Source organism: Paenibacillus sp. FSL P4-0127 (assembly GCF_038007325.1).
GTDB lineage: Bacteria > Bacillota > Bacilli > Paenibacillales > Paenibacillaceae > Fontibacillus > Fontibacillus macerans.
Genome location: NZ_JBBOWY010000001.1, coordinates 5645984 through 5672496, shown reverse-complemented (window position 1 = coordinate 5672496; position 26513 = coordinate 5645984). Strand labels below are relative to the sequence as shown.

The following is a 26513-nucleotide window of genomic DNA, read 5'->3' as shown; positions in this document are numbered from 1 at the left end:
GATTTTGAGATTGAGCCCCATTTAACGGTAAAAAAGTCCGCTATTCAAGGCGCTCCAACGAATTTTGCCTCGATAGCGGACTTTTTTGTCCTTATTTTCCCAGCGAAGGGTTGTAAATGGTGGTTATAACACTTGCGCTGAGAAATAACGCCATAAAATGTCGTTATATTATAATAGAGTAGTCCCATCACCGATATACCGCCCAAAATTACCGCTATTTCTCTTAACTTCCGACTTGCTGCTGGGTGACTCGGCTAACTTAACCTAGAATAAGCGGTTTGATGTATTCCGGACGGAAGGATAGAATGGACTCAAGCGTGTTTTCAGTAATATATGAAAAACAAGGAGAATGACATGGGAGCGATTCAAGAACGCATTGCGGAAGTGGCGGGATACCAGGCCAAACGTACGGCGAGAGAGGATTTTGACGAGTTCTGGAGCCGGACGCTGGACCGGTTTGCGTCCAAACCTTTGAACGGCCGCCGGGAGCGTGCGGAAACGATGATGCAGGGGATTACGGCCGAGCATGTGACGTTTGAAGGCTTCGACGATACGCCGCTGCACGGCTGGTTTTTGGTGCCCAACGGGAGCGGAGAAAAGAAAAAGCATCCCTGCCTCGTGATCTATCAAGGCTATCAGTGCCATCGGGGGCTTCCGGAAAATTACGCCGCTTGGCTGCTGATGGGGTACGCCGTTTTTGCGGTCGATACGCGAGGACAGACCGGGGAGACGGGGAACCGGCTGACCTCCGGCCAAGGCATCGTGAAAGGGTGGATGACCCAGGGCATTTTGGAGCCGGAGCAATTTTACGCCAAAGCGATGACGATTGACGCCTGGAAGGCGTTAGAGTGGGTCAAGGAGCAGCCGGAGATCGATCCGCAGCGGATCGGGGTGTACGGAACGAGCCAGGGCGGCGGCCTGGCCTTGCAGATGGCGGCGTTAAGCGACGTGCCGCGCGCGGCCGTGGCCAATGTCCCCAATCTGTGCCATCTGGAGTTCGCCTTGATGAATTCGACCGGTTCGGTAGCGGAAATCGCCGAGTTTCTGGCCAGAAATCCGGGAGAACTGGAGCGGGTGCTGACAACGCTAAGCTATTTCGATAATTTGAACCTGGCCGAAAAAATCAATATCCCCGTGCTGTATTCGGCGGGCTTCAAGGACATGATCTGCTGGCCGGAGACGATCGCCGCGGCATACAACCGCAATCCCGCGCCGGGGAAGGAACTGCTTCTCTATCCGTTTATGGGCCATGAGGAAGGTCCCGACGAGCACCGTTTGAAGGTCTACGCTTTTTTGCGGGAGCAGTTACAACGTTAGCCGGGCAGCCGCCCGGCCTCTTTCATTTGTTCCGCAGGTTCAAATATCGCCGGCGCGGTCCCCTTCTATTCTCATCAGTACCGCTTCGCGAGCCGCCTTCGTTAATCCGTTTAGCACCAGATCATAGGAATGATCGATCATCGCTTGCAGATCGCCCATCGGCAGGCTGCCATCGGCGGTCACCGTATTCCAGTGCTGCTTGTTCAAATGATAACCAGGCTGTACGCAAGCATGCTGCTCCCTTAGATTGGCGGCGATCACCGGATCGCATTTTAAGGAAATCCGTACGGCGGACTCGTTTTCCGAGGCGGAAATCAGGGCGAATATTTTACCTCCCACCTTCATGACCATCGGGTCCGGACCAAAGGGATATTCCTGGACGGCCCCTTTTTTCGATAAGCAATAGGCTGTTAGTTTGTTGTACATAGTCACTGGCATCTCCTTCAACAATCGGCTCTATGATTTCCGTGTTACTAACTATACCATGTCCGCAGGCAACGTGCGAAGGGCCGGGGGCGGTCATTGCTTGACACGTTTATGATTTCACATTAAAATCTAAACAGTTAGTTTATTTTGGTGGAGAAGATGATGATGACCGACAAAAAGAAGAGGACTTACGATGCCGCCCGCACTAAAGCGATCATTCTTGACGCGGCGGAAGGATTGTTTGCGGAACATGGCTACTCCGCTACGCGAATCGATGCGATCGCTGACGAGGCAGGCTATAACAAAAGTCTGATTTATCAGTATTTTAAAGATAAACTGGGACTTTATACGGAGGTGGTCAGGCGGGCGGACCTGTTCGGAAACAAAATGTCGGAAGAGCGGGTGGGGGACCTGCTTAAGGATGAGACAACCGCCTCGGACCCCGACAAGTTCAGGCAGCTGCTTGAACAGGTGATCGACTTTTCCTATCAGCTGTTGACGGACAATCCCCGTTATTTGAAAATATTCGCTTGGGAAGCTGCTGAGAACTGGAAGACATGGAAGAAAATCGCCTACAATCCGGATGATGATTTTCCCCGTTTGTATGAATTGACTTTGGCGGCGAAGAAGAATGGAATTATCAGGCGGGATATGGAACCGATGATGGTCCCGATGATTCTGATGAATACGGTGATCCCGTTCCTTCAATCTTTCCGGAGATTTAGCGAGATTTTTCCGGATGACCGTATGCCGCCGATGACGCAGGAACAGTTTAGAGAACAGATCGCAAAATTCGTTATTTACGGTGTAATGGAGCCAAGTATCCTGTAGCCTATGGAGCTTGGCGTTCTTTTCGCCTTAAATATAAATAACTAGTTAGATTTAAATGGAGGACTGATTTTATGAGATTTCAGCAAAAGGCCGTTATTGTCACCGGAGGAGCCGGCGGGATCGGGGCCGCAGCAGCCCGATTGTTCGCGGAGGAAGGAGCTAAGGTGGTAATTGCCGATTTATCCGAGGAAGGGCAGATGCTGGCGGATGAATTAACAAAAAGCGGGCTCACGGCAAGTTTTATAAAAACGGACGTGACCCAAGAAGGTGAAGTCGAGCGGATGGTGGAGAAAACCGTCGAGCGCTACGGCAAGCTGGATATTCTGTTCGCCAACGCCGGTGTCGGAGCCGATGGTCCGACGGATCAGTTAAGCCTTGAGGATTGGAAGCTTGCCGTTGATATAAACCTAACCGGTGTGTTTCTTTGCAACAAATATGCCATCAAGCAAATGCTCAGCCAGGGGAATGGCGGCGCGATTGTCAACTGCGGCTCTGTGCATAGCCATGTTGGGAAAGCGAGAGTGACCGCTTACGCGGCGGCTAAAGGCGGCGTGAAAATGCTGACCCAATCTGCGGCGATAGCTTATGCGGCCAGAAATATCCGCGTGAACGCTGTGTGCCCGGGGTACGTCGATACGCCGATGATCAACCGCTTGGGCGAAGAGGTCAAAAACTACCTCATAGGTTTGCACCCTGCAGGCCGATTGGGCACGGCTGAGGAGATCGCTAAAGCGGTTCTGTTTCTGGCCAGTGACGACGCTTCATTCATCACAGGAACCAGCCTGATGGTGGATGGGGGATATACGGCGGTATGACGAGCATGCAGATTTTTTATTTTTCGGGAACGGGCAACTCCCTTTTTATCGCCCAGGAGCTGCATAAATCGTTTCCCGAAGCAACCGTTGTACCGGTCATCCAATTAACGGACTATCACATTAAGGCTGATGCCGTAGGTTTCGTTTTTCCGGTTCACGCATTTACGATGCCGGCACCGGTTAAGCATTTTTTGGAGAAAATAAACCTGGAGGAGGCCTCCTATCTTTTTGCCATAGCAACGCGGGGAGGCTCTCCGTGCAATGTATTTCGGGATATGGACCGTCTGCTTCGGAAAAAAGGAAAGGTGCTGAACGCCCACTGGTTTATCGATATGCCCAACAATTTTTGTCATATCGCGGATACGCCTGATCAGGCGCTCATAGAAAGGTTGTGCGCGGCAGCGCTGGTCAAGCTGGAACCGATAAAAACGGCCATCAGGAACAGGGATGAGGTTCACGCGCCGGACTCGGAGAAGTCGTTTTGGAGAAAAAAGCTGCTTTTTCCGGCTTTGTCGGTCGTCTTGCGCAAAACGAACTATTTGCACACGGACAAAAATTTTTATGCCGACGACCGTTGTATCGGGTGCGGCCTGTGTTCGAAAGTTTGCTTATCCGCAAAAATTGAGCAGAAGAACGGCAGGCCGCATTGGAATGAAGAGAAGGAATGTTATTTTTGCTTCGCCTGCATCAATCACTGTCCGCGCCAAGCCATCCAAATCCGGAAAACGAAGTCGATGACCAAAGGCAGGTACCGTCATCCGCTATACACTGCATATGATATCGCACAGCAGAAAGGGAGGCTTAACAATCCGTCGTCATCCTAATTTTCCTTTCTAAAATCAGCGATCAGGTTGCCGGTGATGATCGCGTCGGAGAAGCGCAGCCTTGTCTGCGCTTCTTCGTAAGGAGCGCGGCAGCGCTCGATACTGGTGGGTGACCGGGTTTCCAAATCGTAGCACTGCCCGTTTTCGAAGCGGTTGTCGGCCGATGGAATGTAATACAGCTTGCCGTCCGTAAACGCCCCCGAGCGCAGTACGACGAATCGGTCCGTTTCGGCGCCGGCGAACAAGTTGTTGCCCATCATGTAATAGGGGGCCGGAGAAATGCCCAGCAGATGAAGCAGCGACGGGGCCATATCCAGCTGTCCGGCAGGCCGCATATCGATGCCGGTTAATTGGCCGTCCGGCAAATGGATCAGCAGCGGCACCTGGTTCATGATTTGGTGCATGTCCGGATCGGTCAGAGATTTACCGAGAAACCGCTCGTAATCCGCTTTGTCCGTGATCGAATTGTCGTGATCCCCGTAGAAATACAGGATCGTGTTGTCCCATAACCCTTTTTGCTTAAGCCCCTCGACCAGTTCGCCCAAGGCGGCGTCCACGTAATGGACGGACTGCAGGTAATCGCCAAACATCGTGCCCTCGAACTCCCCGGTGTCCAGTTCTTTCTTGTCGGCCGGCAGCGTATACGGATGATGGCTGGACAGGGTGATCATAAAGTCGTAAAAAGGCTGCTTTTCCTGCGTCATCAGGGCCAGCGACTGGCGGAAAAACGATTTGTCGCCCAGGGACCAGCCGAGCGGTTCGTCCATCGTGAAGTCTTTTTTGCTGAAAAAGCGGTCGTAGCCCATCGCCTGATACATATTGTTGCGGTTCCAAAAGCTGCCTTCGTAAGCGTGAAAAGCCTCTGCCGTATATCCCCCTCGCTCCTTCAATATCCGCGGCAGGACATCATACATATGGTTCGGATAACGCATGGCCACCGAGCCGACCGGCAGCGGATGCAGCGAGCTGTGCGATGAAAAATCCGCATCCGAGGTGCGCCCTTGTCCGGTCTGGTGATAATAGTTCGGATAATAAAGGCTGTCTTTCATCAATCGGTTGATATTGGGCGTAATTTCCTGACCGCCGATTTGTTTGCCGATCACAAAATTCATAAACGCTTCGGCTTGAATCACGAGTACGTTGCTGCCCGCAAAGCTGCCGAACGTTTCGTTCCGCACCGCGCGGCGGCTTTGCGCTTCGTCAAACCAGCGCTGGATTTCCGCCCGTTCTTGCGCGGACACCGCGCTGGTTCCGGCGAGCCGCTCTTTAACGTATTTCGATGCGTCGTAAAAATGAAATCCCAACAGGCCGGTCACATTGTATAGCGAGACGTTCCACCAGTTGTTTTCGAACAGGCTCCCCGCCCATGTCTTGGCGTAATGGCGGATCGGTCCCAGGGTGAGGACAAAGCCGAGCGCAAAGGCGATGACGCCGGCGGAAAAGCGCCCCAGCAGGCGGCGCCGTCCTTCTTGGCGCCGGGCGGCCTCCGGCAAGAAGTCTGCACCGCCATCGGCCCGCCGGTCTGCCTGGTGGAACATCGGTTCACCTTGTCCTAGTCCGCCGCGTTCCAATCCTTTCTTCAGCGCCGTCATCCCCAGCTTAAGCGCCAGCCACGCTCCCCAATCCGCGATCAGCCACAGGTCGTACGGATAAATCAGCGACCGGATGCTGCCGCCAAGCTCCCCGACCTGACCGGCCTGCAGCAGCACGGGCACCGTAATGAAATCCCTGAAATAGCGGTAATATACGAGATCGGAAAAAATCAGCGCGGTGAGCAGCACGTTCAGCGCGGCCAGAGCGACCGATCTACCCCGCGGCGGCAGCCACAAGGTCCAGAACGAGACAAGCATCGCCGAACCGATCGCAATCAGGTCGTCGAGCAGGTTCATGTCGATATAGAGGGCGTGCAGCTGACTGTGCAGAATCTTAAGCTTTAAAAGAATCGCAAGCACGAACAAAATATATCCAAACGGGCGGTACCGCAGCAGCCAATTTATCCGCTTGGCAAATCCGCGATTCCCGGCAAAACGCAGCATGTTCTAAAAAACTCCTTTCCTTAACCTACTATATAAGTTGAACTAATGATTGTACGTGATAGGGCAGCCGTGTGAAATGTTCTTACGATCGCTGCCCGCCCCAGATTTCTTTGATTAAGTAGATTCATACAAGGTAGAAACCCGGTCACAAAGGCGACCACTGCCGTTTCTTCAGAATCATTTCACACTCTTGCCTAACTCGCTCATTTTTTTAGTTCAACATATATAGTTCAAAAAATCAGCTTTTCAGCGCCGCTACCTATTAAAAGGGAGACCCTTCCTCCGCGGTTAGTGGCGTGGAGGAAGGGGCCCGAGGAACTGCAAATATTGGCATTCGATACGGCCGTTGTACAGCTTGCGGCGTTTGTCCGCCTTGCGCTGAAAATCATGCTCGAACTGTTTGGTCGGCGTCAGGGCGAAAAAGGACCAGGTAGGCAGTCCGGCCATGATCCGGCCGAGCTGGGCGATCAGCTTCCGCACTTCCTTTTCCTCACCGATCCGCTCGCCGTAAGGCGGGTTCGTAATCATGCAGCCGTAATCGCCCTGCGGTTGGATTTTGACGGCGGGGAGGCATTCGAACTTGATCTCTTTTGCCAATCCGGCGCTTTTGGCGGCGGCCTTGGCGATTTCCACCGCCGCCGGGTCGATGTCGCTGCCGGCGATGTTCAGCGGGATATCGTCCCGCACCGCGTCAAACGCCTCTTCCCGGGCCTCCTGCCATAAGCGCTCCGGCACGGCCGGCCAGCTTTCGGCATTAAACGTGCGGCGCAGTCCGGGCGCCAGGTTCCAGCCGATCATCGCCGCCTCGATCGGCAGCGTGCCCGAGCCGCAGCAAGGATCGTAGAACGGCCGCACCGGATTTTGGTTCCAGCGGCTGAGCAAAATCAGCGCGGCGGCCATCGTTTCCTTTAGCGGCGCCTCCGTCGCATGCTTGCGGTAGCCCCGTTTGTGCAGCGCCGGCCCGGTCGTATCGAGCGTAAGCAGCGCCTTGTCGTTCAACAGATTGATCTCGATGACGTAGCGCGGGCCGTTTTCCTGAAACCATTCGGTAGAGTACGATTGCTTAAGCTTTTCGACGACCGCCTTTTTGACGATTCCCTGGCAGGCGGGGACGCTGCTAAGCTGCGACTTGTGCGACCGGCCTTCCACCGGGAATTCCCCGTTGGCGGGAATCCATTCCTGCCAGGGCAGCGCTTTGGTCCCTTCAAACAGCTCGTCAAAGGTCAGGGCGCTAAATTCGCCCATCTTGATCAAAATCCGGTCGGACGTCCGCAGCCACAAATTGCAGCGGCAAATATCGATCAGATCGCCGGTGAAATGGACGCGGCCGTTTTCGACCGCCGTATCTTCGTATCCCAATTCTTTCAATTCGCGCGCCACCACGGCTTCCAGTCCCATCGGGGCGGTCGCGATCAGTTGCAAAGGTCCAGACATTCCTGTAGATCACTCCAGCTTCGGCATTATACTTGTGAGAACTGCGCAAAAACCATACAATTCAGTATAGGCCAATGCTTGCCAAGTTACAAACGGTTCTTTGGATCGCGTGCAAAAAATGTTTGCGAGGCGATCAGTGCCGTATACATAAGGAAACAAAAAGAAAGGATGTAGATTGCGATGCTGACGCCGGAACAATACGGAGACGAATTATACGCCAAAGATGAAGTGCTGGAGCGGGTGACGCGGTCCATTTTGGACAGCGGCTTGCGGGACGTGTCGATCGCGCCGGGGTATGGGCGGCTTTTGACCTTGCTGGTTAAACTGGCTGGAGCTAAAGCGGTGCTGGAGATCGGCGCCCTTGGCGGCTACAGCGGGATCTGCCTGGCCCGGGGGCTGCCGGCGGACGGGCGGCTTGTGTCGCTGGAGCTGAAGGAGGAGAACGCCGGATTGGCGAGGCGGAATTTGACAGCCGCCGGATTCGGCAGCCTGGCCGAGTACATGATCGGCCCCGCGCTGGACAGTCTGGCGACGCTGGAGGCCCGGGAGGAGCGGTTCGATTTCTTTTTTATCGATGCGGACAAAGAAAACTATCCGGCGTACCTCGAATATGCGATAAAACTGGCCAATCCGGGCGCGCTCATTGCCGGGGACAACATTTTGCTGCGGGGGCGTACGCTCAACGAGGAGAAAAACGGCCCGTCGGTGCAGGCGATGCGCAGGTTCAACGAGATGATCGCCCGGGACGGGCGGCTGATCAGCACGCTGCTGCCGGCTTATGACGGCCTTGCGCTGGCGATGGTGAAATAAGGCTTATCATTCGTCCCCCGGCGTCAAACTCCGCGCCGGGGGATGCTTGCGTTATCCTTCAGCCGCTGCGTGTTCTTTCTCCGCGCTTTTCTTCGCTTCGGCCTCTTTCCACCTGGCCGCCCATTTCTCCATTTCCTTAAGCGAGCTTTGAAAATCCAGGCCTTTTGGGGTCAGTGAATATTCGACCGTAACCGGGACGGTGGGAAAAACCTCGCGGCGCACGATGCCGCTTTTCTCCAAATGCCGCAGCGCATCGGTCAACGATTGCGTACGGACGATCTTCAAATCGCGGTGGAGCTGCTGAAAGCGCCGCGGGCCTTTGGACAGCTCGGCGATGATCAGAAAAGACCATTTGGCCCCGAGGATTTGCAGCACGGAGCAGATATCGGAAAGGTCCTCGGTTTCAGCAGCGCGATGATTTTGGGAATTCCGCTCGGCATGGCCATTGCCGAATGGCTGAACTGGCGGGCGATTTTCCTGATCCTGGCCCTGCTTAGCATTGGGGTGGTGTACTTGATTAATAAGTTGGTTCCCCCGATGGAAGGAGATGCGGCGGTTCCTTTCCTCCGGCAGTTTAAAGTTCTCGGCAGCGCGGTCATCGTCAGCGGGCTGCTGATTACGTTGTTTAGGGAGTCGGGCAATAACCTGCTGTTTACGTACGTCATTCCTTTTTTGCAAAATATTCTGGCCTTGCCTGCTTCCTCCAGCAGCTTCGTCATGCTCTGGTTAGGCATTGTCGGGGCTGCCGGATCGCGCCTGGGCGGTTACTGCATCGACCGCTGGGGAGTCTCCCGCGTGCTGCTCGCCGGTCTGGTGATGCACGCGGCCACCATTTCAACTTTGCCTTTATGGGCGGGCCGGACGATACCGGGGATCGCCTTCCTTTCCTTGATGGCGCTAGCCATGTTTGCCACAGGAACGGCGATTCAAAGCTATTTTATTGCGCGGGCGCCGCAGTCCTCCAACCTGGTGTTAAGCATCAATACCTCGATCACCCACTTGGGGCTGGCGCTTGGCGCCGGCGGGGGAGGTCTTGTGCTGGGGTCGACGGAAACGCTGTACTATCATCCTTGGCTGGGGGGCCTTTTGGTCGGACTAGGCCTTGCGGCCGCCTCCGTAAGCATCGCTTGGGGGAGAAAGAAAAGCCGGAGCGAATTGTCGCTGAATTAACTTTGCCGGACATGCGGTTCTAATTGCGCTGCGAAATGAGCCCTCACGAGCGCTAGACATAGAGTCTCGTGCCCCGTTTATTGTTGGAGCAGGGGTTGGAGCAGGGCCAATTCCGGAAAGCTGCAAAAGTGCAGTTGATTTTTAGCAAAACGCCCCAAAACGGCTGATCAAGTGCAAAAGCCGAAAGTACATCTCATTAGAGATTGTTCGATAAAAAAGGGTCTTTTGGCCGGAAATGAACTGCACATTGCAGTTGAGCCACCCTTTTTGAGTAAATTCGACGGGAATCGCATGTACTTTTGCATTTGGCGGGAAATCTCGCACTCGCATCCAACGGAAATGCATCGGAACTCTTTAAATTTAACGAATAAGGGGCGTCCCCAAGCCGTCAGACGACTTACGGGACGTCCCTTGCTGTTCATAGCGGAGTCCTCCTGGCCGATTTTTTAAGGACCGTCGTGATACAGATGAGCCCAGCCGTTTCCGATGACCTGCGGCCGCCGGGGATTGCCGTCGCTTTGCTGGTACGGGCGAAGACCGTAGCCCTGGTTGTAGGGGGGATGGCTGGTGTGGGCGGTATTGGGCTGGTGATTCTGCGTTTGGTAATAGGCGCCCTGATGTTCTTTCGGACAGCCGGATGGCGGCCCGATGATTACGGTTTGGTTCAGCGGGGCAAGCGCCTCGCGAACTTTGGCCGGATCGAGGCAGTACATATGCGCCAAGGCCTCGGGCGGCGTGAGCCGCAGCATATCGGAGGCGGGGATGATTTCCGGAACCGGCGCGTCGAATATGGCTAAAAAATGCGTTCCATCCACGGTAGCCGTGTCATAATGCCACCAGCCCTGCGGGATGCTGGTCGCCTGGCCGGGCCGGGTCGGATAATGCCGCAGCTCTTTCGTAAACGGATTGATGATCGAGACGACGACCTCGCCCGAAATGCAGTATGCGAGCTCCGAGGCGTTTGGATGGTGGTGCGGTTCGATGGCGTTGCCTTTGTCCAAATAAGTGTCCAGCATCGACATATTGCCGAGCGTATTCAGCTGTTTGATGGACAGCTCGTTGATAAAATTGCGGTTATCCTTTTTAAAGGAGGTGTTGCGGTTGACGTCGTACGTAAATTGCGCGGATGGTGAAGTGAAGTTCATGCTAGAGACCGCCATGATTGTTCCCTGCCTTTCTTATTTCGCTTAGGCGTTGTACTTCTACTGAATATCTATGCACAGGGCCGGTAGACTATGATTCGGAACGAACCTCAGGTTTGCATTTGCCGCAAGAACCTCGTCAACGGTAGATTCGCCGGCGAATTCGTCTTCTTTTTCGGATTCCTGCCGCCCTGTTGCTCTTGGCTGATTTGACAGATGTCAAATTGATTAAAGCAATCCGGACAAATCTGCTTCTTCTGATTCGGAGCCTTCTCCCGGCTGGTTTCCGCTTTCCCGATTTCCTGCGGCTCCCCTGTCTTCTCGGGCTGGAAGAGCCCGGATACACGGGTTTTGCGGCCGTTTGTTCTGCCCATGGCGTCATGCTGAGGTAATGCTTGTAAAGTTCCCAGCCTGAAGACTTACGGTCCCAGCATTTTTCATCCCCGGCGAAATGGACGATTTTATTGGTAAAGTCGTGATCGGCCGCGGCCATGTTGAATAAGTTGAAACGCACATCCAAAGGCAGGTAATTTCCGCCGAAAACCGCATTGAGCGCATCCTGGTCGGGCATGGTGGTATCGGGGAAATTCCGTAAGAAGTTTAACGTTTCTTCGTACCAGTTAGGATTAGCGCGGATCGTGTTCAAGGCGAATAAAATAACTCCGGAGTTAAAATAATGTTCCGGATTCAGCCCTTTGGAGCTGATCAGATGCGTGACATTCATGATGTTCTGGTCCCAAACCGCGCCCAGATAATAATTACTTAAATCGACCTGCCACAGTTCTTCAAGGTCCATGTTCACCAAAACATCGCAGTCCAGGTAAATAACTCTATCCGCCGGTATGACGGCGGGCAGCAGCAAGCGATACATGCAGGCCGGCGTCCACACTTCAATCGAGCCCACGCTCGTCATCACCTGGAGCATATTTTCAGGCAACACTACGGGATAAAACTGAATCGTCTGATTGTAGCTGGCGGCTAAATTAATGAGTTTTTGCCGGTTATCCTCGCTCAAAGTCTCGTCGTGCAAAATATGCACATTTACTGAGGATCTCGTATTTTGGAAAACCGACGCCAACACGACACCGGCATGCTCGGTATACTGCCCATCCTTATCCTGAAAAGCCAAAGCTAATTCGATCATCGGATTTATCCTTTCTTCACGTTAGTTGTCTGCACATTATACGTTAGCCGCGGATAAGTGGATAAGGCGTTAAACCTAAGCAATGAACCCAAATTTGCCGCCGCGCTCCGAGGGACAGGCGCTTATTGCCGCACCCGCCCCGCTTAATCTCCTCCATACTTCTTCCGGTAATGCCCCAGCGCCAGCAGCGGCCAGATATAACGGTAGCTGTGGTAGTGTACGTAAAAATACCCGGGCAGGCCGGCGCCTGTGGGATAAGAGGCGGTCCAGCCGTCCTCGTGCAGCATCGCGATCAGCCTAGCGATTCCTTGGTCGATCTCGGCCGTGGGCCGGTCGTGCACGGCGATCAGGGCGTCCAGCGCCCAAGCCGTTTGCGAAGGCGTGCTGGCGCGAAGCGGCACATAGCGCTCTTCACGGTCGCTGCGGCAGGATTCGCCCCAGCCGCCGTCCGGATTGCGCACGCTCAACAGCCAGCTTACGCCTTGGGCAACGGCATCGTGATCCGAAGCCAGGCCGGCGGCCTTCAGCCCCGTAAGCGCGGCCCACGTCCCGTAGATATAGCAGATTCCCCAGCGGCCGTACCATGATCCGTCCGCTTCCTGATGGCGGATCAGCCAGTCGGCGCCGCGGCGGATGAACTCGTGGCGGGCGTCCAGCCTTGCGAAATTCCCCAAAAACTCCAGCGTCCTTCCGGTAAGATCCGCTTCCGAAGGATCGATGGCCGCCGCTTTGGCCCCGTCGATGGCGAGCCAGGTGAGCATTTCCTTGTTCGTGTTTTTTTCGAAGGCCGGCCAGCCGCCGTCGTCGTTCTGCATGGAGAGCACCCAGTTGAGCCCGCGGTTCCACGCTTCGAGGCAGGCGGGTTCCCGTCCGGCCAGGCTGTGGATCACCCGCAGGGCGGCCGTTGAATCATCGACGTCGGGAATGATCGTGTTGGTGTCGGAAAATCCCCAGCCCCCGGGGGCGACGCCGGGATTGTGAATTTGCCAGTCCCCGGCTTTGCGGTGCTGCCGGGAACGAAGATAGGCGGCGGCTTTCCGGATCGCGGCGTGATCCTCGCTTAGCCCGGCTTCCTGCAGGGCGTAAGCGATCAGCGCGGTATCCCAGACGGTGGAAGGGGAGTTTTGGATCGTGACTTCGCCGCCTGTACCGCCCGCGCTGCAGCGCATCGCCGCCAAGCCGTCGACGGCATGCGTGATGAGCGGGTCCCGGCGGTCGTACCCGAGGGCAAGCAGGGCGAACACCATCAGCACCGTGCAGCTGGCATACGTATACAGGCTGCCGTCCGCCTCGATCCGCTCCAGGATGTATTGTTCGGCCTTCTTGACGGCGGCCTGGTGGATACGCTGCGGGGAGCCGATCAGCCGGCCGATCCCCGCTTGGATGTGGGCGAGCAGATCGCGGTTTTCCCGGGAAAGCTCCTCCTCGTCAAAGCCGCGGCCGCCGCCATACAGATCGCTTAAATCCGGAGTATGCGGCGTTTTCAGGGAGAAGTCCCGGTCGGCCATGATCAGCAGCGGAACCAGATGAACCCGCGAATATCCGGAAAAATCAAAAAAACTGACCGGAAAAGACGGCGGCAGGAGCAGAATTTCCAGCGGAATGGAGGACAGGGCCACGGGCCATTTGCGCTGTCCCGTGGCGGCGAGCAGCGCTTTCGTGAGCAGGCCGCCCGCCATCTCGATCCCTCCGGCGGCTTGAATGTAATTTCTGGCCCGGCGGATCGGCTCGTCCTCCGGCCGGCTGTACCCGGAGAACAGCAAGGCGTAGTACGCTTCCACCGTCGCGGACAAGTTCCCTTCCCGCTCGTCTTCAAACCATCGCCAGCAGCCCTCGGGCTGCTGCGCGGCGAGGATGCGGTCGTGCAGCGAACGGATCAGCTCTTCGCTGCCCGCGCTTAGCGAGCGGAGCAGCACGATCACGCTCACGTCCATGGCCGTTCCGTTTTCGAAGCAATACCGCCAGGTCCCGTCCGGCTGCTGCCGCCGGACCAGTTCATCCGTCAACCGGCCGATTTCCCGGCCGACCCCGCTGATAACATGTCCCATTCCTTGCTCCTCCTTAAAGCCGTTTTCACTCGTAACAGTATATGAAGGACGAAAAAGGGAAATGAGGGGAGGCGCATCTTTCCTTTACCGCAGGCGGGAAAAATTGTATGGTAAGGGTACTTGGACACGGGAAGGGAAATGAACGATGACAAAAAGACTGTATTTCGAATCTGCTTATCTTACCGAATGGCAAACGCGCGTCAGCCGGACGCTGCAGCGCGCGGACGGGGATTATGTCGTCCTCGAGGAAAGCGCCTTTTACCCCCATGGGGGCGGGCAGCCGAACGATGAAGGAACGATCCAGGGGATCCCGGTGCTTGACGTGATCAGCGAAAATGACGAGGTGCTGCATAAAGTGGAGCGCTTGCCTGACGATACGGCCGTGAACTGTACGGTGAACTGGGAGCGCCGGTTTGACCACATGCAGCAGCACAGCGGCCAGCATCTGCTGTCCGCCGTCTGCCGCGAGCTTTACGGGGCGATGACGGTCAGCTTCCACCTGGGGGCCGACTACTGCACGATCGACGTGGAGCGCCCCGAGTTCACGCCGGAACAATTAGCCGCCATCGAGCTGGCCGCGAACCGCCATATTTATCTGAACCACGAGATCGTCAGCTATTTCGTGACCGGGGAGGAGGCGGCCAAGCTGCCTTTGGTGAAGCGTCCGAAGCTGACGGAGAACATCCGCGTCGTCGAGATGAAGGACGTGGAATACAACGGCTGCGGGGGAACGCATGTCTCCTCGACGGGCGAAATCGGAATGATCAAGCTGTTAAAGGCCGAAAAGCAGAAGGGCAACACCCGGGTCTACTTCAAATGCGGTTATCGGGCCTTGGCCGAATTCAACGAAAACCAGCGGATTTTGGGGGTGCTGACCGGCAAACTGAAAACGAGCCGGGAAGGGCTCGCCGAGCGGATCGAAAAATGGGAGCAGGAGCAAAAGCAGCTGCAGCAGGAATTGGCCAACGTGAGGGCCATTAATGACGAATACTTGGCGCGGGAACTGCTGTCGCGGCGGGAGGGCGGGATCGTGGCCCATGTTTTTGCGGACAAGCCTTTGAAGGATGTGCAAAGCCTGGCGGCAAAGCTGACGGCGGACTTAGACGCAGACGCGCTCGTGCTGCTTGCGACCATGGCCGGCAACAAAGCGGTGATGGCTCATAACGGGGAAGCGGCGGTTTCCTGCGGCGCTTTTTTCAAAGAGCATCTGCCGGCTTTTAACGGCAAGGGCGGCGGCAGCGATAAGCAGGCGCAGGCCGGGTTCGAATCTTGGGAGGAAACGCAAGCTTTCGTGGAATTCGCCAAACGGACCTTAGGTTCCTAAATCCAGCCTCCGTCCGTATGGATTTTCCCGAACGAGCCGGATAAAAGCCTCCGCCGCCGGAGACAACGGCTCGTTTTTGCGCATGCAGACGGAAAAAATATTTTGCGGCTCAGGTCCCTCCACGAACACGCGGGACAATCGGCCGCGTTCCACCTGCTCCCTGACGACCAGCGACGACACAAAGCTGGCTCCGTACCCGGCGATCACGGCTTGCACGGTTTCGTTCAGCCCGTTGAACTGCAGGGCGATCCGCGGCGCGGGGGCGTTAAACGTCCGGCACAAGGCCAAAAAGCGCTCCCGTGTGGAACTGCCCGTCTCCCGCATGACGAAAGGCTCCCTGACCATTTCCGCCAGGCTGACCTGCCGGCCCGCGTACCGGTGATCCGGGGCGACGACGAACCACAGCTCGTCCCGGAACAACTCCTCCGAACGGATCGTCTCCGGATATTCCTCGGCCAATCCGCCATAAAACGCCAGATCCACCTCCACCCCCAGCAGCTGCTTCAGCGCATCGCTGGAATTCGTCGTATTGATCGTCATTTCCACCTGATCATACCGCTGCTTGAACTTGGCGATCCAGGTCGGGATGAGAAAATGGGCGGGCAAATACGTGGCCGCCATCCGAATATGGCCGGTCTCGCCCTCCCGATAATCCTGCAAAAACCGTTCGATTTGCTGCTCGACGGCAAACAGCCGTGCGCTTAACGCATACAGCTTGGCGCCGCCGTCCGTGAGGGCGATCCCTCTTCCGTGCGCTTTCAGCAGGGGGAGGGCCAGCTCTTTTTCTAATTTTTTGATCTGCGCGGAGATCGCCGGCTGGCTGATGTTTAACAGCTCCGACGCGCGCGTCACGCTGCCCGTGGATGCGATTGCGTGAAATAGCCGCAAGGCGTGCAGGTTCATAAAGACGCTCCCTTTCTACCCTTTCTTTATCGATTCATATACCAAATCTATAGATAGTTAATAAAGATATATTATATTTATCGTTTGTTTTCAACTACAATGGTTTCAAAAGGAAGAGGCCACCCCTTCCGGACAAAGGAGCTGAACAGCCATGGATATTTTGAATCCGGCGTTTGATTATGACAAGTATGGTCACGAGTACTCCGGGTACCGGCGGACGGACCCGCGGATTGCGGAGTATGTGCACCGGGCCCTGGGGGACGCCAAAACCGTCCTGAACGTAGGAGCCGGGGCGGGCTCATACGAGCCGGCGGATCGGTATGTCGTTGCCGTGGAGCCTTCCCGCGTCATGCGCGAGCAGCGGCTGGCCCGGGGGAAAGCTCCGGCGGTGATCGGCCGGGCGGATTCGCTGCCGTTTGACGATCAAGCCTTCGATGCCTCCATGGCGATGATCACCGTCCACCACTGGCCCGATATCCGCCGGGGCCTCACGGAGCTGCGGCGGGTGACGCGGGACACGGCGGTTGTGATGACCTTTGATCCCGCCGCGCTGGAGGGGATTTGGCTGGCGCATTATTTTCCCGAACTGATCGAAATCGAACGAATCCGGATGCCCGCGCTGGACGTCATTGCCGAGGCTTTGGGGGGAGACTGCGAAATCGTGCCGGTCCCGATCCCGTTTGACTGTATTGACGGTTTTCAGGAAGCTTTTTACGGGCGCCCTGAAGCTTTTTTGGTGAAAGAGGTGCGGGCGGCCCAGTCGGCCTGGGAATTCCTGCCGGAAGGGGCGGAAGAGAAGCTGGTCCAACGGCTGGCCGACGACCTTCGCTCCGGCGAATGGGAGCGGCGGTTCGCGGCTTACCGGCAGACGCCTTTTCATACCTGCGCGTTAAGCTTGGTCGTGGCGGATGTGCGCGGCCGGGTGTAGAAGCGGAAAATTTAATTTAATGGATGCCAGGCGCGATGCCGCCGTTATGAAGCGTTATGAAGGCGCAGAAGGACGGCGGTTTTTTGCGGTTTCCTGCGGCTTTATTTTTTAACGTAATTTTACATATTTGACTTTAGATTGATGTTCCGATAACGCTCTGTTGACACCCAAGCCTTACACTGGCAAAGGAATTATCCTGTACGACAAACTTCATTAGCAAAAAAGGAGGCATCCTCCATGAGCGAGCTGGACAATCCGCTCAGTCTGCCGGGAAGCGGCCCGTCCGCCGCGTTAACCGGATCCAAGACCCGCGCTGCCGGCCGGACCGCTTCGATAAAAAGGCAGAAGCTCCGCGAGAATACGCTCGCCTATGCATTTTTGGCCCCGTCGCTGCTGTTGTTCGGCGTTTTTTTGTTCTATCCGCTGCTGAAGTCGGTTTACTTAAGCTTGCACAGCACCGATCCGACCGGCCGCGTCGCCGCGTTCGTCGGCATGGACAATTTCGCCGGCCTGTTCTCCTCCGGTTTGTTCGTGAACGGAATGAAGGTCACCGCGCTGTTCGCTTTGCTGACGGTGCCGGCGGGGATGCTGCTCGCCCTCGCGCTCGCGGCGCTGACGCATACGCGGCTGCCCGGCAAACGGTTGTTTCAATTTGCTTTTTCGCTGCCTTTGGTATTGTCCGTCGGCTCGGCCGCGGTCATTTGGAAGTTTCTGTTCCACCCGACGCTGGGGATGCTGAACTATTTGCTGGGGCTTGCCGGCGTCTCCCCGGTGCAGTGGCTGGTCAGCCCCGATTGGGCGCTGGTATCCATAGCGCTGATGACCGTGTGGATGAATCTTGGCTTCAATTACATCATTTTGTCCAGCGGCATGCAGGGCATCCCGGACGAACTGTACGAAAGCGCCACGATCGACGGAGCCGGACCGATTACCGTGTTTCGCAAAATAACGCTGCCGCTGCTGTCGCCAACGCTGTTTTTCCTGCTGGTCGTGTCGATCATCAGCGCGTTCCAGTCGTTTGGGCAAATCAATATTTTGACCATGGGCGGGCCGATGAACCGCACGAACGTGTTCGTCTATACCATTTACCAGGAGGCGTTCGTAAATTTCCGGTTCGGCACCGGAAGCGCCCAGGCGCTGCTGCTGTTCCTTGTCATCATGCTGCTGACCTTGATTCAGTTTAAGTGGGTGGAAAGGAAAGTGCATTATCAATGACCAAACTTACCGCAGGCCGGGCCGCCGTTACGCTGCTGCTCGCCGTTATGGCCGTGCTCGTGCTGTACCCCGTCGTCTACAGCTTTTTTATGGCGGTGATGACGCCGGAGGAAGCGAGCATGTATCCGCCGCGCATCGTGCCGCACTCGCTGAATGTGGCCAATTTCATCGAGGTGTTCGGCATTGTGCCGATCGCCGCTTTTATCGGGAACACGTTCCTTGTGTCCGGCGCCGTTATGGCCGGGCAGCTGATGACGTCCAGTCTGGCCGCCTACGCTTTTGCCAACATGCGCTTTAAAGGCAAAGGCCTGATGTTTGGCCTGTTCATGGCGACGATGATGGTCCCGTGGGAAGTGACGATGATCCCGAATTACCTGACCGTGCGCAGCCTGAATTGGCTCGACAGCTATCAGGGCTTGATCGTGCCTTTTTTGGCCACGGCGTTTGGCACGTTTATGCTGCGCCAGTTTTTCCTGCAGCTGCCGAAAGAATTGTTCGAGGCGGCAAAAATCGACGGATGCGGGCATCTCCGCTACTTCCTGTTCCATGTGCTGCCGCTGTCGCGGCCGGCGCTGGGGACACTGGCGGTGTACTCCTTTTTGAACATGTACAATGCTTATCTATGGCCGCTTCTCATTACGAACAGCAAACCGATGCGCACGGTACAGATCGGCATTTCGATGCTGGAGTTTCAGGAGACGACCTCCTGGAACCTCGTGTTCGCGGGGATCGTGCTGGCGATATTGCCTTCCCTGCTGCTGCTCGTGTTCGGGCTGAAGCAGCTGGTCCGCGGAATGGCGGCGGGAGCGCTGAAGGGCTGAGCGGTGAAAGGATATGCCGTGTGGCCGGTCGTTGTCAACTGCCGCTGGCAGATGATGAATATAAACAAGGGAGAGATTCGTATCATGAAAAGGTTTCGCCACAAAAACAGCATGCTGCTGCTGATCGCCGCCTTATTCGTCGTCCTGGCCGGCTGCGGCGGAAATTCGCACGGAGCCGCGAACGGCGCTGCCGGCCAGACGGGCGGGGGGACGAACGCCCGCAGCGAAGACACCGCCAGCGCCAGCGGCAACGCCAAAAAACCGGTGCACATCACCTGGTGGCATTCGATGTCCGGCGCCGGGGAGAAAGCGATTAACGAGCTTGTATCCGATTTTAACGCCAGCCAATCCGACATCGAGGTAGAAGCGGTGTTCCAGGGGAAATACGACGAAAGCTTAAACAAGCTCAAAGCATCGCTCGGTTCAAACAGCGGGCCGGATTTGATCCAGGTGTACGAAATCGGCAGCAAATTCATGATCGACTCCAAGGCGATCACGCCGGTCCAGCAGTTCATCGACGCGGACGGATACGATCTGTCCCAACTGGAGCCGAACATCATCCGTTATTACACGATTGGCGGTAAGCTGAACGCGATGCCATTCAATACGTCCAACCCGATTCTCTACTACAACAAGGACGCTTTCAAAGCGGCGGGGCTCGATCCGGAAAATCCGCCGAAAACGTTCGAAGAATATGAAGCGGCGGCCAAGGCGCTCAGTAAAGACGGCAAGCCGGGCGCAGCGATCGCGATTTACGGTTGGTTTATGGAGCAGCTGTTCGCCAATCAGAACGCCGAGTACGTGAATAACGGCAACGGCCGGGAAGGAGCGGCCACCGAGTCGCTGCTCGCCTCCGAAGCCGGCGTGCAAACGCTGGAATGGTGGAAAAAGATGGTCGACGAAAAGGTTGTCGCCAATCTGGGCCGCAATACGGAGGACACGAACGCCGCCTTCGCCGCCGGCCAGGTCGCCATGACGCTGGATTCGACCGCTTCCCTGCGCAACATCGTGGAGATGGTCGGCGACAAATTCGAAGTGGGCACCGGTTTCCTGCCAAGACCGGCCAGCGCCAAGGAAGGCGGCGTGATCGTGGGCGGAGCCAGCTTGTACATCATGAATAACAAGCCAGAAGAACAGCAAAAAGCCGCCTGGGAGTTTATCAAATACGTGGCCTCGCCGGAAGCGCAAGCGAAATGGAGCGTGAACACGGGGTACTTCCCGATCACCAAAGCAGCCTACGACCAACAGGTGCTAAAGGACAACATGGCGAAATATCCGCAGTTCCAGACGGCCGTCGACCAGCTTCACGCATCGGCAGCGTCAACCGCGACTTCCGGCGCCGTGATGGGCGTATTCCCGGAGGCGCGCCAAATCGTGGAAGGCGCGATCGAAGAAGCGCTGAACGGGCAAAAAGCGCCGCAGCAGGCGCTGGAAGACGCCGCCAAGCAAATTACCGATAAGATCGGTCAATACAACGCGACTGTGAAATAAATCCGAATTTGAAGCGGAAAATAAGGAGGAAGCCGGGCGACCCGCGCCCGGCTTTTTCAATCGTGGGGAAAATTTTTAATGTTTGGATGCAGTTGCAGGAAATGCGATTAAAACGTGCTAACCCGCTTTTTCGTTGAAATCTAGTTGTACGTTTTGCAATTAATCGTTCGAGCCGGATCTTCCGACGTGAATATGGATGCGAATGCGAATGTGAATGGACCCCAATACCTGCGACCGGCTGCCGTCGGGCTAACGGACTAGCCCCGCCTATGAGCCGCCCCAACCTCTCCCCAGCCGTGTATGAGCCGATGCACGCCTTATCAGCAGCTATGAATGGGCCGATTCATGCTACCGCAGCAGCTATGAATGAGCCGATTCATGGCACTCCAGCCGCCACGTATGCCGCCGCACTCACCCGCGCCCATGGCGCAGCAGTGTGAATTTCGGCTTTTCGTACAGCTTGATTCGTACCCATATCGTGTTGATCAGGAGCAGGATGCCGGAGATGATGAACAGGCCCTCGATACCGATAAAGCCGGCAAGGAAGCCGCCGATCAGCGAACCCAGCATGTTGCCGAGGGCGAGCGTGCTGCTGTTGAAGCCGAACGCCCGGCTTTCCATCCCGTCGGGGGTGTAAAAGCGGATCAACGCGTTGACGCTCGGCAGCAATCCGCCCATAAAGACCCCCATCAGAAACCGGATGACGATAAGCTGCCAGACGGTATGGACAAACGCTTGCGGAATCAGCGTGGCCGCCGCCCCGATCAGGCAGTACGTCAGGATGCGATGGGCTCCGACCTTGTCGCTGACCCGGCCGAGCACCGGCGAGGTGGCCATGTTGGAAATGCCGGTGACCGCGCTGACAAATCCGGCCCAGAACGAAACATTGGCCGCCGCCCCGTGCAGCTTCTCCACGTATAGCGGCAGCAGCGACATCGGGCTCAGCATGGCGAATTGCAGCAGAAAGGTTACGGCGAACAACGCCGTCAACTGCGGCGTTTTGTTGAGCTCAAGGAACCCTTGCAGCACGGAGGGCTGCGGGGTATGGGCCGCTTCCTCGCGGTCGAAGTTTTCTTTCACGAACACGAGCGCAAGGACCGTGCCGATAAACATTAACGCCCCGGTTATGTAAAAGATCGGGCGAAAGCCGATATACTCGGCCATTAGGCCGCCGATGAGCGGCCCCAGAATCGTGCCGGCGACGTTGCCGGATTGGATCGTGCCCATGGCAAAGCCCATCCGTTCCTTCGGCGCTGTGCCGGAGATGAGCGAAACCGAAGCGGGATTGAACCCGGAGATCGTCCCGTTGAGCAGCCGCAGCGCCAGCAGATGCCATGGCTGAGTCGCGAAGCCCATCAAGGTAATCACGATGGCCATGCCGAACCCCGAGCGAAGCAGCATGATTTTGCGCCCGTATTTATCGGAAAGCTTGCCCCAAAACGGCTGAAAAATAAATGACGTCGCAAAGTTGGCGGCGAAAATCGTCCCCGCCCACAGGCCGATGGCGTGCTCGCCTTGCACATGCAAATCCCTGGCCAAATACAGCGAGAGGAACGGCGTAATCATCGTCATCCCGGCATTGACCAAAAACGCTCCAAACCAAAGCACGATGAGATTGACTTTCCACGTCTTCAAAGTGCTTTCACTTCCTTTCCGCGCATCTGGTTGCAAACGACAAACTTTAAGAGCTATATAAGTGGAACTATTGATTGTCCGGATCGGGGCAGCCGTGTGAAATGTTCTTACGATCGCTGTTGTTCGCGGATTTCTGTAATTTAACTAAATTCAGATAGGGTAGAAATCCGCTCACAAAGGCGACCAAGCATATGCTTCCGATGCAGCCTTCTTACAGAAAGCTTTGAGTTTCTTCAGAATCATTTCACACTCTTGCCTACTTCCGCATTTCTATAGTTCAACTTATAGTTCAAAAAGTCCGTTTTTGATCACGTCTTCTAAGTATATCACAAGTAAGCCGGCGTAGTTTGCGGGCGGTTTCATCGCATTTTCATGCGATTGTCATGCGATCGTCATCCGATTTGCCGTTGTGACAGTTGTTACTTACTTTTAAAAAGGGCATAATGTAAATTAGAATGTTTATAGAGGAAGTTCAAAAAAGTCATACCTTCTCGGTGCTCTCGGTGCTGAAAACCTGACTTTTTGAACATCGCTTAGAATGTAAGTCCTAATGGCCTAACTGCATTTAGAATTGCTTTTATAGCGTATTGGAGGCGTGTTGGTTGGTTTATAACGATCGTTTGATCCGGGCCTTGAGAAGCCAGGAGGTAGATCGTCTTCCTGTTTGGTACATGCGCCAGGCGGGCAGATATGATCCCGATTACCGAAAAATCAAAGAAAAATACAGCTTGCTGGAAATTTGCCGGCAGCCCGAGCTCGCGGCGGAAGTCACCCTGATGCCGGTCCGCAAGCTTGGGGTGGACGCGGCCATTTTGTATTCCGACATCATGAATCCGGTTGCTTCGCTGGGCGTCGAATTCGACATCGTCAAAAATATCGGACCGGTCATCGAGCAGCCGATCCGCACGGCGGCGGATATCGATCGTTTGAAGCCGATCGAGGTGGAAAAGGACTTGTCCCATATTTTAGAAACGATCTCCATCCTCGACCGGGAGCTGAACGTCCCGCTCATTACGTTTGCCGGCGCGCCGTTTACGATCGCCAGCTATTTGATCGAAGGCAGCCCGTCCAAAAGCTATATCCGCACCAAAGCGATGATGTACGGCCAACCGGAGCTTTGGTTTAGGCTCATGGACAAGCTGGGCGATATGGTCATCGCCTATTTGCGGGCCCATGTACGTAGCGGAGGCAAAGCGTTTCAACTGTTCGACAGCTGGGTCGGAGCGCTGGCGCCGAAAGATTTTCAAAAATATGTGCTGCCGACGGTCACTCGTATTTTTGCCGAACTTCGGGATTTGGATGTACCGAAAATTTATTTCCCCGGGGTGAGCTCCGGGGAGCTGCTGCCGGCGCTGACCGGCCTCGCGGCGGATTGCATCGGCTTGGACTGGCGCGTGTCGATTTCGGAAGGCCGGCGCCGGACGGGCGGGAAGTTTGCCGTTCAGGGCAATCTGGACCCGTACGTGCTGACCGCGCCGATGGACGTCATCAAGCAGCAGGCCAAGGAAATTATCGACGATGGCATTAAAGCCCCCGGTTTCGTATTTAATCTCGGCCACGGCCTGTTCCCGGAAGCTTCGATCGACAAGCTGCGGGAGCTGACCGAATTTGTGCATGCCTACTCGGCCGAAGCGATCGTCAGCCGGGCGGTGCCGCGGACTTAGGCAGACGGCGCGGACGGCGTAATTTACTTTATTTTGAAATAATAATGGATCAGAGGTGACCCCATAATCGTGAAAACAAAAATCGGTGTTTTGGTGATGTCTTACGGCACGCCGGAGAGTATGGACCAAGTAGAGGCTTATTATTCGCACATTCGGCGCGGCCATCCGCCAACCGCAGAGCAGCTCGCCGAACTCGTCGGCCGCTATGAGGCAATCGTCGGAGGCGTTTTTCCGCTGCGCGCCAACACGGACAAACAGGTCGCCGCGCTGCAGGAAACGTTAAACCGCCTGAACGCGGGCGCGGACCGGGAATTCGTTTGCTATCAGGGACTGAAGCATGCGCGGCCGTTCATCGAGGACGGCGTGGCCGAGATGGCCAAAGACGGGATCAAGGACGCCGTCGGTATCGTTCTGGCCCCCCATTACTCCGTGATGAGCATCGGCGGCTACATCAAACGGGCCGAAGCGAAAGCCCAGGAATCCGGGATCCGCATGAGCTTCGTACATAGCTACCATCTGCATCCGAAGCTGATCGAGGCTTTTGCCGCTCGGGTGTCCCGCAAGCTGGACCAGTTCGAGGAAGCCGGCGCCAAGCGGAATGAGGTGAAGGTGCTGTTCAGCGCCCACAGCCTGCCGGAGAAAATTTTGGAGATGGGCGATCCGTACCGCGACCAGCTGATGGAAACGTCGCAAGCCGTTGCGGACAAAGCCGGGGTGAGCAACTGGCAATTCACCTGGCAAAGCGCGGGGCGGACGGCCGATCCATGGCTGGGTCCGGATATTCTGGACACTTTGAAGGACTTGAGCCCGGAGGTGGAGGACGTGCTGGTGGCTCCCGTCGGATTCGTGTCCGACCATTTGGAGGTGCTGTACGACCTTGACATTGAGGCCAAAACGATCGCCAAGGAGCTGGATATGCGGCTGGAACGGATCGAATCGCTGAACACCGAACCGCTGTATATGGAGGCGTTAAGCGACGTCATTATGAATACATGGGAAAAGAGATGAGAACGATGAGCGAATCTTCCCGCAAGGTTGTCGTTATTGGCGGAGGATTGACCGGACTCAGCGCGGCTTTTTACATCCGCAAATTTTATGGGGAAAAAGGTGTTGAACCGCAAATCACGCTGCTCGAAAAAGGAAAAACGATGGGCGGCAAAATCGACACCCTGGAGCAAGACGAGTTTGTGATCGAAAAAGGTCCTGACTCCTTCCTGGCCCGCAAAACGGCGATGATCGAGCTGGCGCGGGAATTGGGGCTGGAGCAGGAACTGGTGCAAATGAATCCGAACGCGAAAAAAACGTATATCGTCAGCGGCGGCCGCCTGCATCCGATGCCGTCCGGCCTGGTGCTCGGCATTCCTACCGAGCTGGAGCCTTTCCTCGCAACCGGCCTCGTGTCCTGGAACGGCAAAATGCGGGCGATGCTCGACCTGGTCGCCCCGCCGCGCATGAGCGAGGAGGACGAATCGCTGGGGGCCTTTATCGAACGGCGGCTCGGCGTCGAGGTGCTGCAAAATATCACCGAGCCGCTGCTGGCCGGCATCTATGCGGGCGACACCTACAAGCTCAGCCTGCAGTCGACCTTCCCGCAGTTCGGCGAGGTGGAGCGAGCCTACGGTAGCTTGATCAAAGGCATGATGAGCGGGAAAAAGCCGGTCGAGACCCACACCGGAACGAAACGCAGCGCCTTCCTGACGTTCCGCAAAGGCTTGAAAACGCTCGTGGAAGGCCTGGTGAAGGGGCTTTCCGGCGTGGATCAGCGGCTGGAAAGCGAAGTGGCGGAAATCCGGCGTTTGGGTGAAAGCCGCTACGAGGTCGTTTTAGCCTCCGGCGAAAAGCTGGCGGCGGACGACGTCATCGTGACCGTGCCGGCTTTTGCCGCGGCCGACCTGCTTAGACCGTACGTCGACGTTGCCGCGCTCGATGCGGTCAATTACGTCTCCGTGGCGAACGTCGTGCTTGCCTTTGAAAGGGAGGACGTGACCGGCAGCTTCGACGGCTCGGGGTTCCTCGTGCCGCGCAAGGAAGGCCTGAACATCACGGCCTGCACCTGGACCGGGATCAAGTGGCTGCACACAAGCCCGGAGGATAAGATGCTGCTCCGCTGCTACGTCGGCCGATCCGGAGACGAGGACAAAGTGTTCCTGTCCGATGAGGAGATCACCGCACTGGTGCTGCGCGATTTGCATAAGCTGATGGGCGTGACGGCCCGGCCGCTGTTCGCGGAAATTAGCCGCCTGCCGAAATCGATGCCGCAGTATCCGGTTGGCCATTTGCAAAGCATCGCCGCTTTCCGGAAAGGGCTTGAGGCCGCGCTGCCGAACGTTTATGCGACCGGGGCTGCGTTCGAAGGCGTAGGTCTGCCCGATTGCATCAAGCAGGCCAAAGAGCTGGCGCAGCGGATGGCTGAGAAATTGACGGTTCCTCAGGCCTAAGGAAAGTTCCCCCTGCGGGGGAATTTGCGACCCCTTGCCTATAAAATAGGCGAGGGGTTCTATTTATTTTCCGATCCCTGATATAATAAAATTATAC

The 26513-nt window shown here is 56.1% G+C and carries 23 protein-coding genes; 14 read left to right on the top strand and 9 right to left on the bottom strand.

What is annotated here, in order from left to right; genetic code table 11:
• Positions 1-354: 354 nt before the first annotated feature.
• Positions 355-1317 carry an acetylxylan esterase gene (locus NYE74_RS25425; protein WP_124331619.1) on the top strand — a complete coding sequence of 321 codons (963 nt, stop codon included), beginning with the start codon at positions 355-357 and terminating at the stop codon, positions 1315-1317.
• A 39-nt stretch (positions 1318-1356) separates the two neighbouring features.
• Here the strand turns inward: NYE74_RS25425 and NYE74_RS25420 are convergent, their stop codons facing one another.
• Positions 1357-1743, bottom strand: coding sequence for an MmcQ/YjbR family DNA-binding protein (locus NYE74_RS25420; protein ID WP_124331618.1), 387 nt, complete (start codon positions 1741-1743; stop codon positions 1357-1359).
• A 165-nt stretch (positions 1744-1908) separates the two neighbouring features.
• Between NYE74_RS25420 and NYE74_RS25415 the strand changes: the two genes are divergently transcribed.
• From NYE74_RS25415 to NYE74_RS25405, 3 genes are all read left to right on the top strand, one after another.
• Positions 1909-2574 carry a TetR/AcrR family transcriptional regulator gene (locus tag NYE74_RS25415; RefSeq protein ID WP_170179963.1) on the top strand — a complete coding sequence of 222 codons (666 nt, stop codon included), beginning with the start codon at positions 1909-1911 and terminating at the stop codon, positions 2572-2574.
• A 71-nt stretch (positions 2575-2645) separates the two neighbouring features.
• Positions 2646-3389, top strand: a complete 744-nt coding sequence (locus tag NYE74_RS25410) for an SDR family NAD(P)-dependent oxidoreductase (protein ID WP_124331616.1) — start codon at positions 2646-2648, stop codon at positions 3387-3389.
• On the top strand, positions 3386-4213 hold the full coding sequence (locus NYE74_RS25405) for an EFR1 family ferrodoxin (protein ID WP_124331615.1): 828 nt from the start codon (positions 3386-3388) through the stop codon (positions 4211-4213). The genes NYE74_RS25410 and NYE74_RS25405 overlap by 4 nt, the downstream gene beginning before the upstream one ends.
• Here the strand turns inward: NYE74_RS25405 and NYE74_RS25400 are convergent.
• Both NYE74_RS25400 and NYE74_RS25395 read right to left on the bottom strand, forming a co-directional pair.
• Complete coding sequence (locus NYE74_RS25400) at positions 4210-6249, bottom strand: LTA synthase family protein (protein ID WP_124331614.1); 2040 nt, start codon at positions 6247-6249, stop codon at positions 4210-4212. The two genes, NYE74_RS25405 and NYE74_RS25400, sit on opposite strands and share 4 nt — an antisense overlap.
• 288 nt (positions 6250-6537) lie before the next feature.
• Positions 6538-7683 carry a THUMP domain-containing class I SAM-dependent RNA methyltransferase gene (locus tag NYE74_RS25395; RefSeq protein ID WP_124331613.1) on the bottom strand — a complete coding sequence of 382 codons (1146 nt, stop codon included), beginning with the start codon at positions 7681-7683 and terminating at the stop codon, positions 6538-6540.
• A gap of 180 nt (positions 7684-7863) precedes the next feature.
• Between NYE74_RS25395 and NYE74_RS25390 the strand changes: the two genes are divergently transcribed.
• Positions 7864-8493: an O-methyltransferase gene (locus NYE74_RS25390; protein ID WP_124331612.1), complete on the top strand. Its 630-nt coding sequence runs from the start codon at positions 7864-7866 to the stop codon at positions 8491-8493.
• Between the two features lie 51 nt (positions 8494-8544).
• Here the strand turns inward: NYE74_RS25390 and NYE74_RS25385 are convergent, their stop codons facing one another.
• Entirely contained in the window at positions 8545-8868 is a 324-nt protein-coding gene (locus NYE74_RS25385; RefSeq protein WP_341005256.1) for a winged helix-turn-helix transcriptional regulator, read from the bottom strand.
• On the opposite strand from NYE74_RS25385, the gene NYE74_RS25380 reads away from it, so the two are divergent.
• On the top strand, positions 8860-9663 hold the full coding sequence (locus NYE74_RS25380) for an MFS transporter (RefSeq protein ID WP_170180929.1): 804 nt from the start codon (positions 8860-8862) through the stop codon (positions 9661-9663). The genes NYE74_RS25385 and NYE74_RS25380 overlap by 9 nt on opposite strands.
• A gap of 446 nt (positions 9664-10109) precedes the next feature.
• On the opposite strand, the gene NYE74_RS25375 is transcribed toward NYE74_RS25380, so the two are convergent.
• The 3 genes from NYE74_RS25375 to shc form a co-directional block, all read right to left on the bottom strand.
• Positions 10110-10823, bottom strand: coding sequence for a cupin domain-containing protein (locus NYE74_RS25375; RefSeq protein ID WP_316561144.1), 714 nt, complete (start codon positions 10821-10823; stop codon positions 10110-10112).
• Between the two features lie 121 nt (positions 10824-10944).
• A complete protein-coding gene (locus NYE74_RS25370; protein WP_036624310.1) occupies positions 10945-11949 on the bottom strand; it encodes a glycosyltransferase family 8 protein in 1005 nt (334 codons plus the stop codon).
• 143 nt (positions 11950-12092) lie between these two features.
• On the bottom strand, positions 12093-13997 hold the full coding sequence (gene shc / locus NYE74_RS25365) for a squalene--hopene cyclase (RefSeq protein ID WP_316561143.1): 1905 nt from the start codon (positions 13995-13997) through the stop codon (positions 12093-12095).
• 145 nt (positions 13998-14142) lie between these two features.
• Here shc and NYE74_RS25360 point away from each other — a divergent pair, with 145 nt between their 5' ends.
• On the top strand, positions 14143-15321 hold the full coding sequence (locus NYE74_RS25360; RefSeq protein ID WP_036624309.1) for an alanyl-tRNA editing protein: 1179 nt from the start codon (positions 14143-14145) through the stop codon (positions 15319-15321).
• Here NYE74_RS25360 and NYE74_RS25355 read toward each other — a convergent pair.
• Entirely contained in the window at positions 15310-16224 is a 915-nt protein-coding gene (locus NYE74_RS25355) for a LysR substrate-binding domain-containing protein (RefSeq protein ID WP_036624308.1), read from the bottom strand. The two genes, NYE74_RS25360 and NYE74_RS25355, sit on opposite strands and share 12 nt — an antisense overlap.
• A gap of 151 nt (positions 16225-16375) precedes the next feature.
• On the opposite strand from NYE74_RS25355, the gene NYE74_RS25350 reads away from it, so the two are divergent.
• The 4 genes from NYE74_RS25350 (at position 16376) to NYE74_RS25335 (ending at position 20679) form a co-directional block, all read left to right on the top strand.
• Positions 16376-17152, top strand: a complete 777-nt coding sequence (locus NYE74_RS25350; RefSeq protein ID WP_036624306.1) for a class I SAM-dependent methyltransferase — start codon at positions 16376-16378, stop codon at positions 17150-17152.
• A 237-nt stretch (positions 17153-17389) separates the two neighbouring features.
• On the top strand, positions 17390-18367 hold the full coding sequence (locus NYE74_RS25345; protein ID WP_036624305.1) for a carbohydrate ABC transporter permease: 978 nt from the start codon (positions 17390-17392) through the stop codon (positions 18365-18367).
• Positions 18364-19188, top strand: coding sequence for a carbohydrate ABC transporter permease (locus tag NYE74_RS25340; RefSeq protein ID WP_036624303.1), 825 nt, complete (start codon positions 18364-18366; stop codon positions 19186-19188). The genes NYE74_RS25345 and NYE74_RS25340 overlap by 4 nt, the downstream gene beginning before the upstream one ends.
• 84 nt (positions 19189-19272) lie before the next feature.
• Complete coding sequence (locus NYE74_RS25335) at positions 19273-20679, top strand: ABC transporter substrate-binding protein (protein ID WP_036628480.1); 1407 nt, start codon at positions 19273-19275, stop codon at positions 20677-20679.
• Positions 20680-21090: 411 nt separating this feature from the next.
• Here the strand turns inward: NYE74_RS25335 and NYE74_RS25330 are convergent, their stop codons facing one another.
• A complete protein-coding gene (locus NYE74_RS25330; RefSeq protein WP_036624302.1) occupies positions 21091-22314 on the bottom strand; it encodes an MFS transporter in 1224 nt (407 codons plus the stop codon).
• Between the two features lie 602 nt (positions 22315-22916).
• On the opposite strand from NYE74_RS25330, the gene hemE reads away from it, so the two are divergent.
• The 3 genes from hemE (at position 22917) to hemG (ending at position 26416) form a co-directional block, all read left to right on the top strand.
• The gene (gene hemE, locus NYE74_RS25325) at positions 22917-23978 is read left to right on the top strand and encodes a uroporphyrinogen decarboxylase (protein ID WP_155621153.1); all 1062 of its coding nucleotides are present in this window, start codon (positions 22917-22919) and stop codon (positions 23976-23978) included.
• Positions 23979-24047: 69 nt separating this feature from the next.
• A complete protein-coding gene (gene hemH, locus NYE74_RS25320) occupies positions 24048-24986 on the top strand; it encodes a ferrochelatase (RefSeq protein ID WP_213510654.1) in 939 nt (312 codons plus the stop codon).
• Positions 24987-24991: 5 nt separating this feature from the next.
• A complete protein-coding gene (gene hemG, locus NYE74_RS25315; RefSeq protein WP_341005254.1) occupies positions 24992-26416 on the top strand; it encodes a protoporphyrinogen oxidase in 1425 nt (474 codons plus the stop codon).
• Positions 26417-26513: the final 97 nt, after the last annotated feature.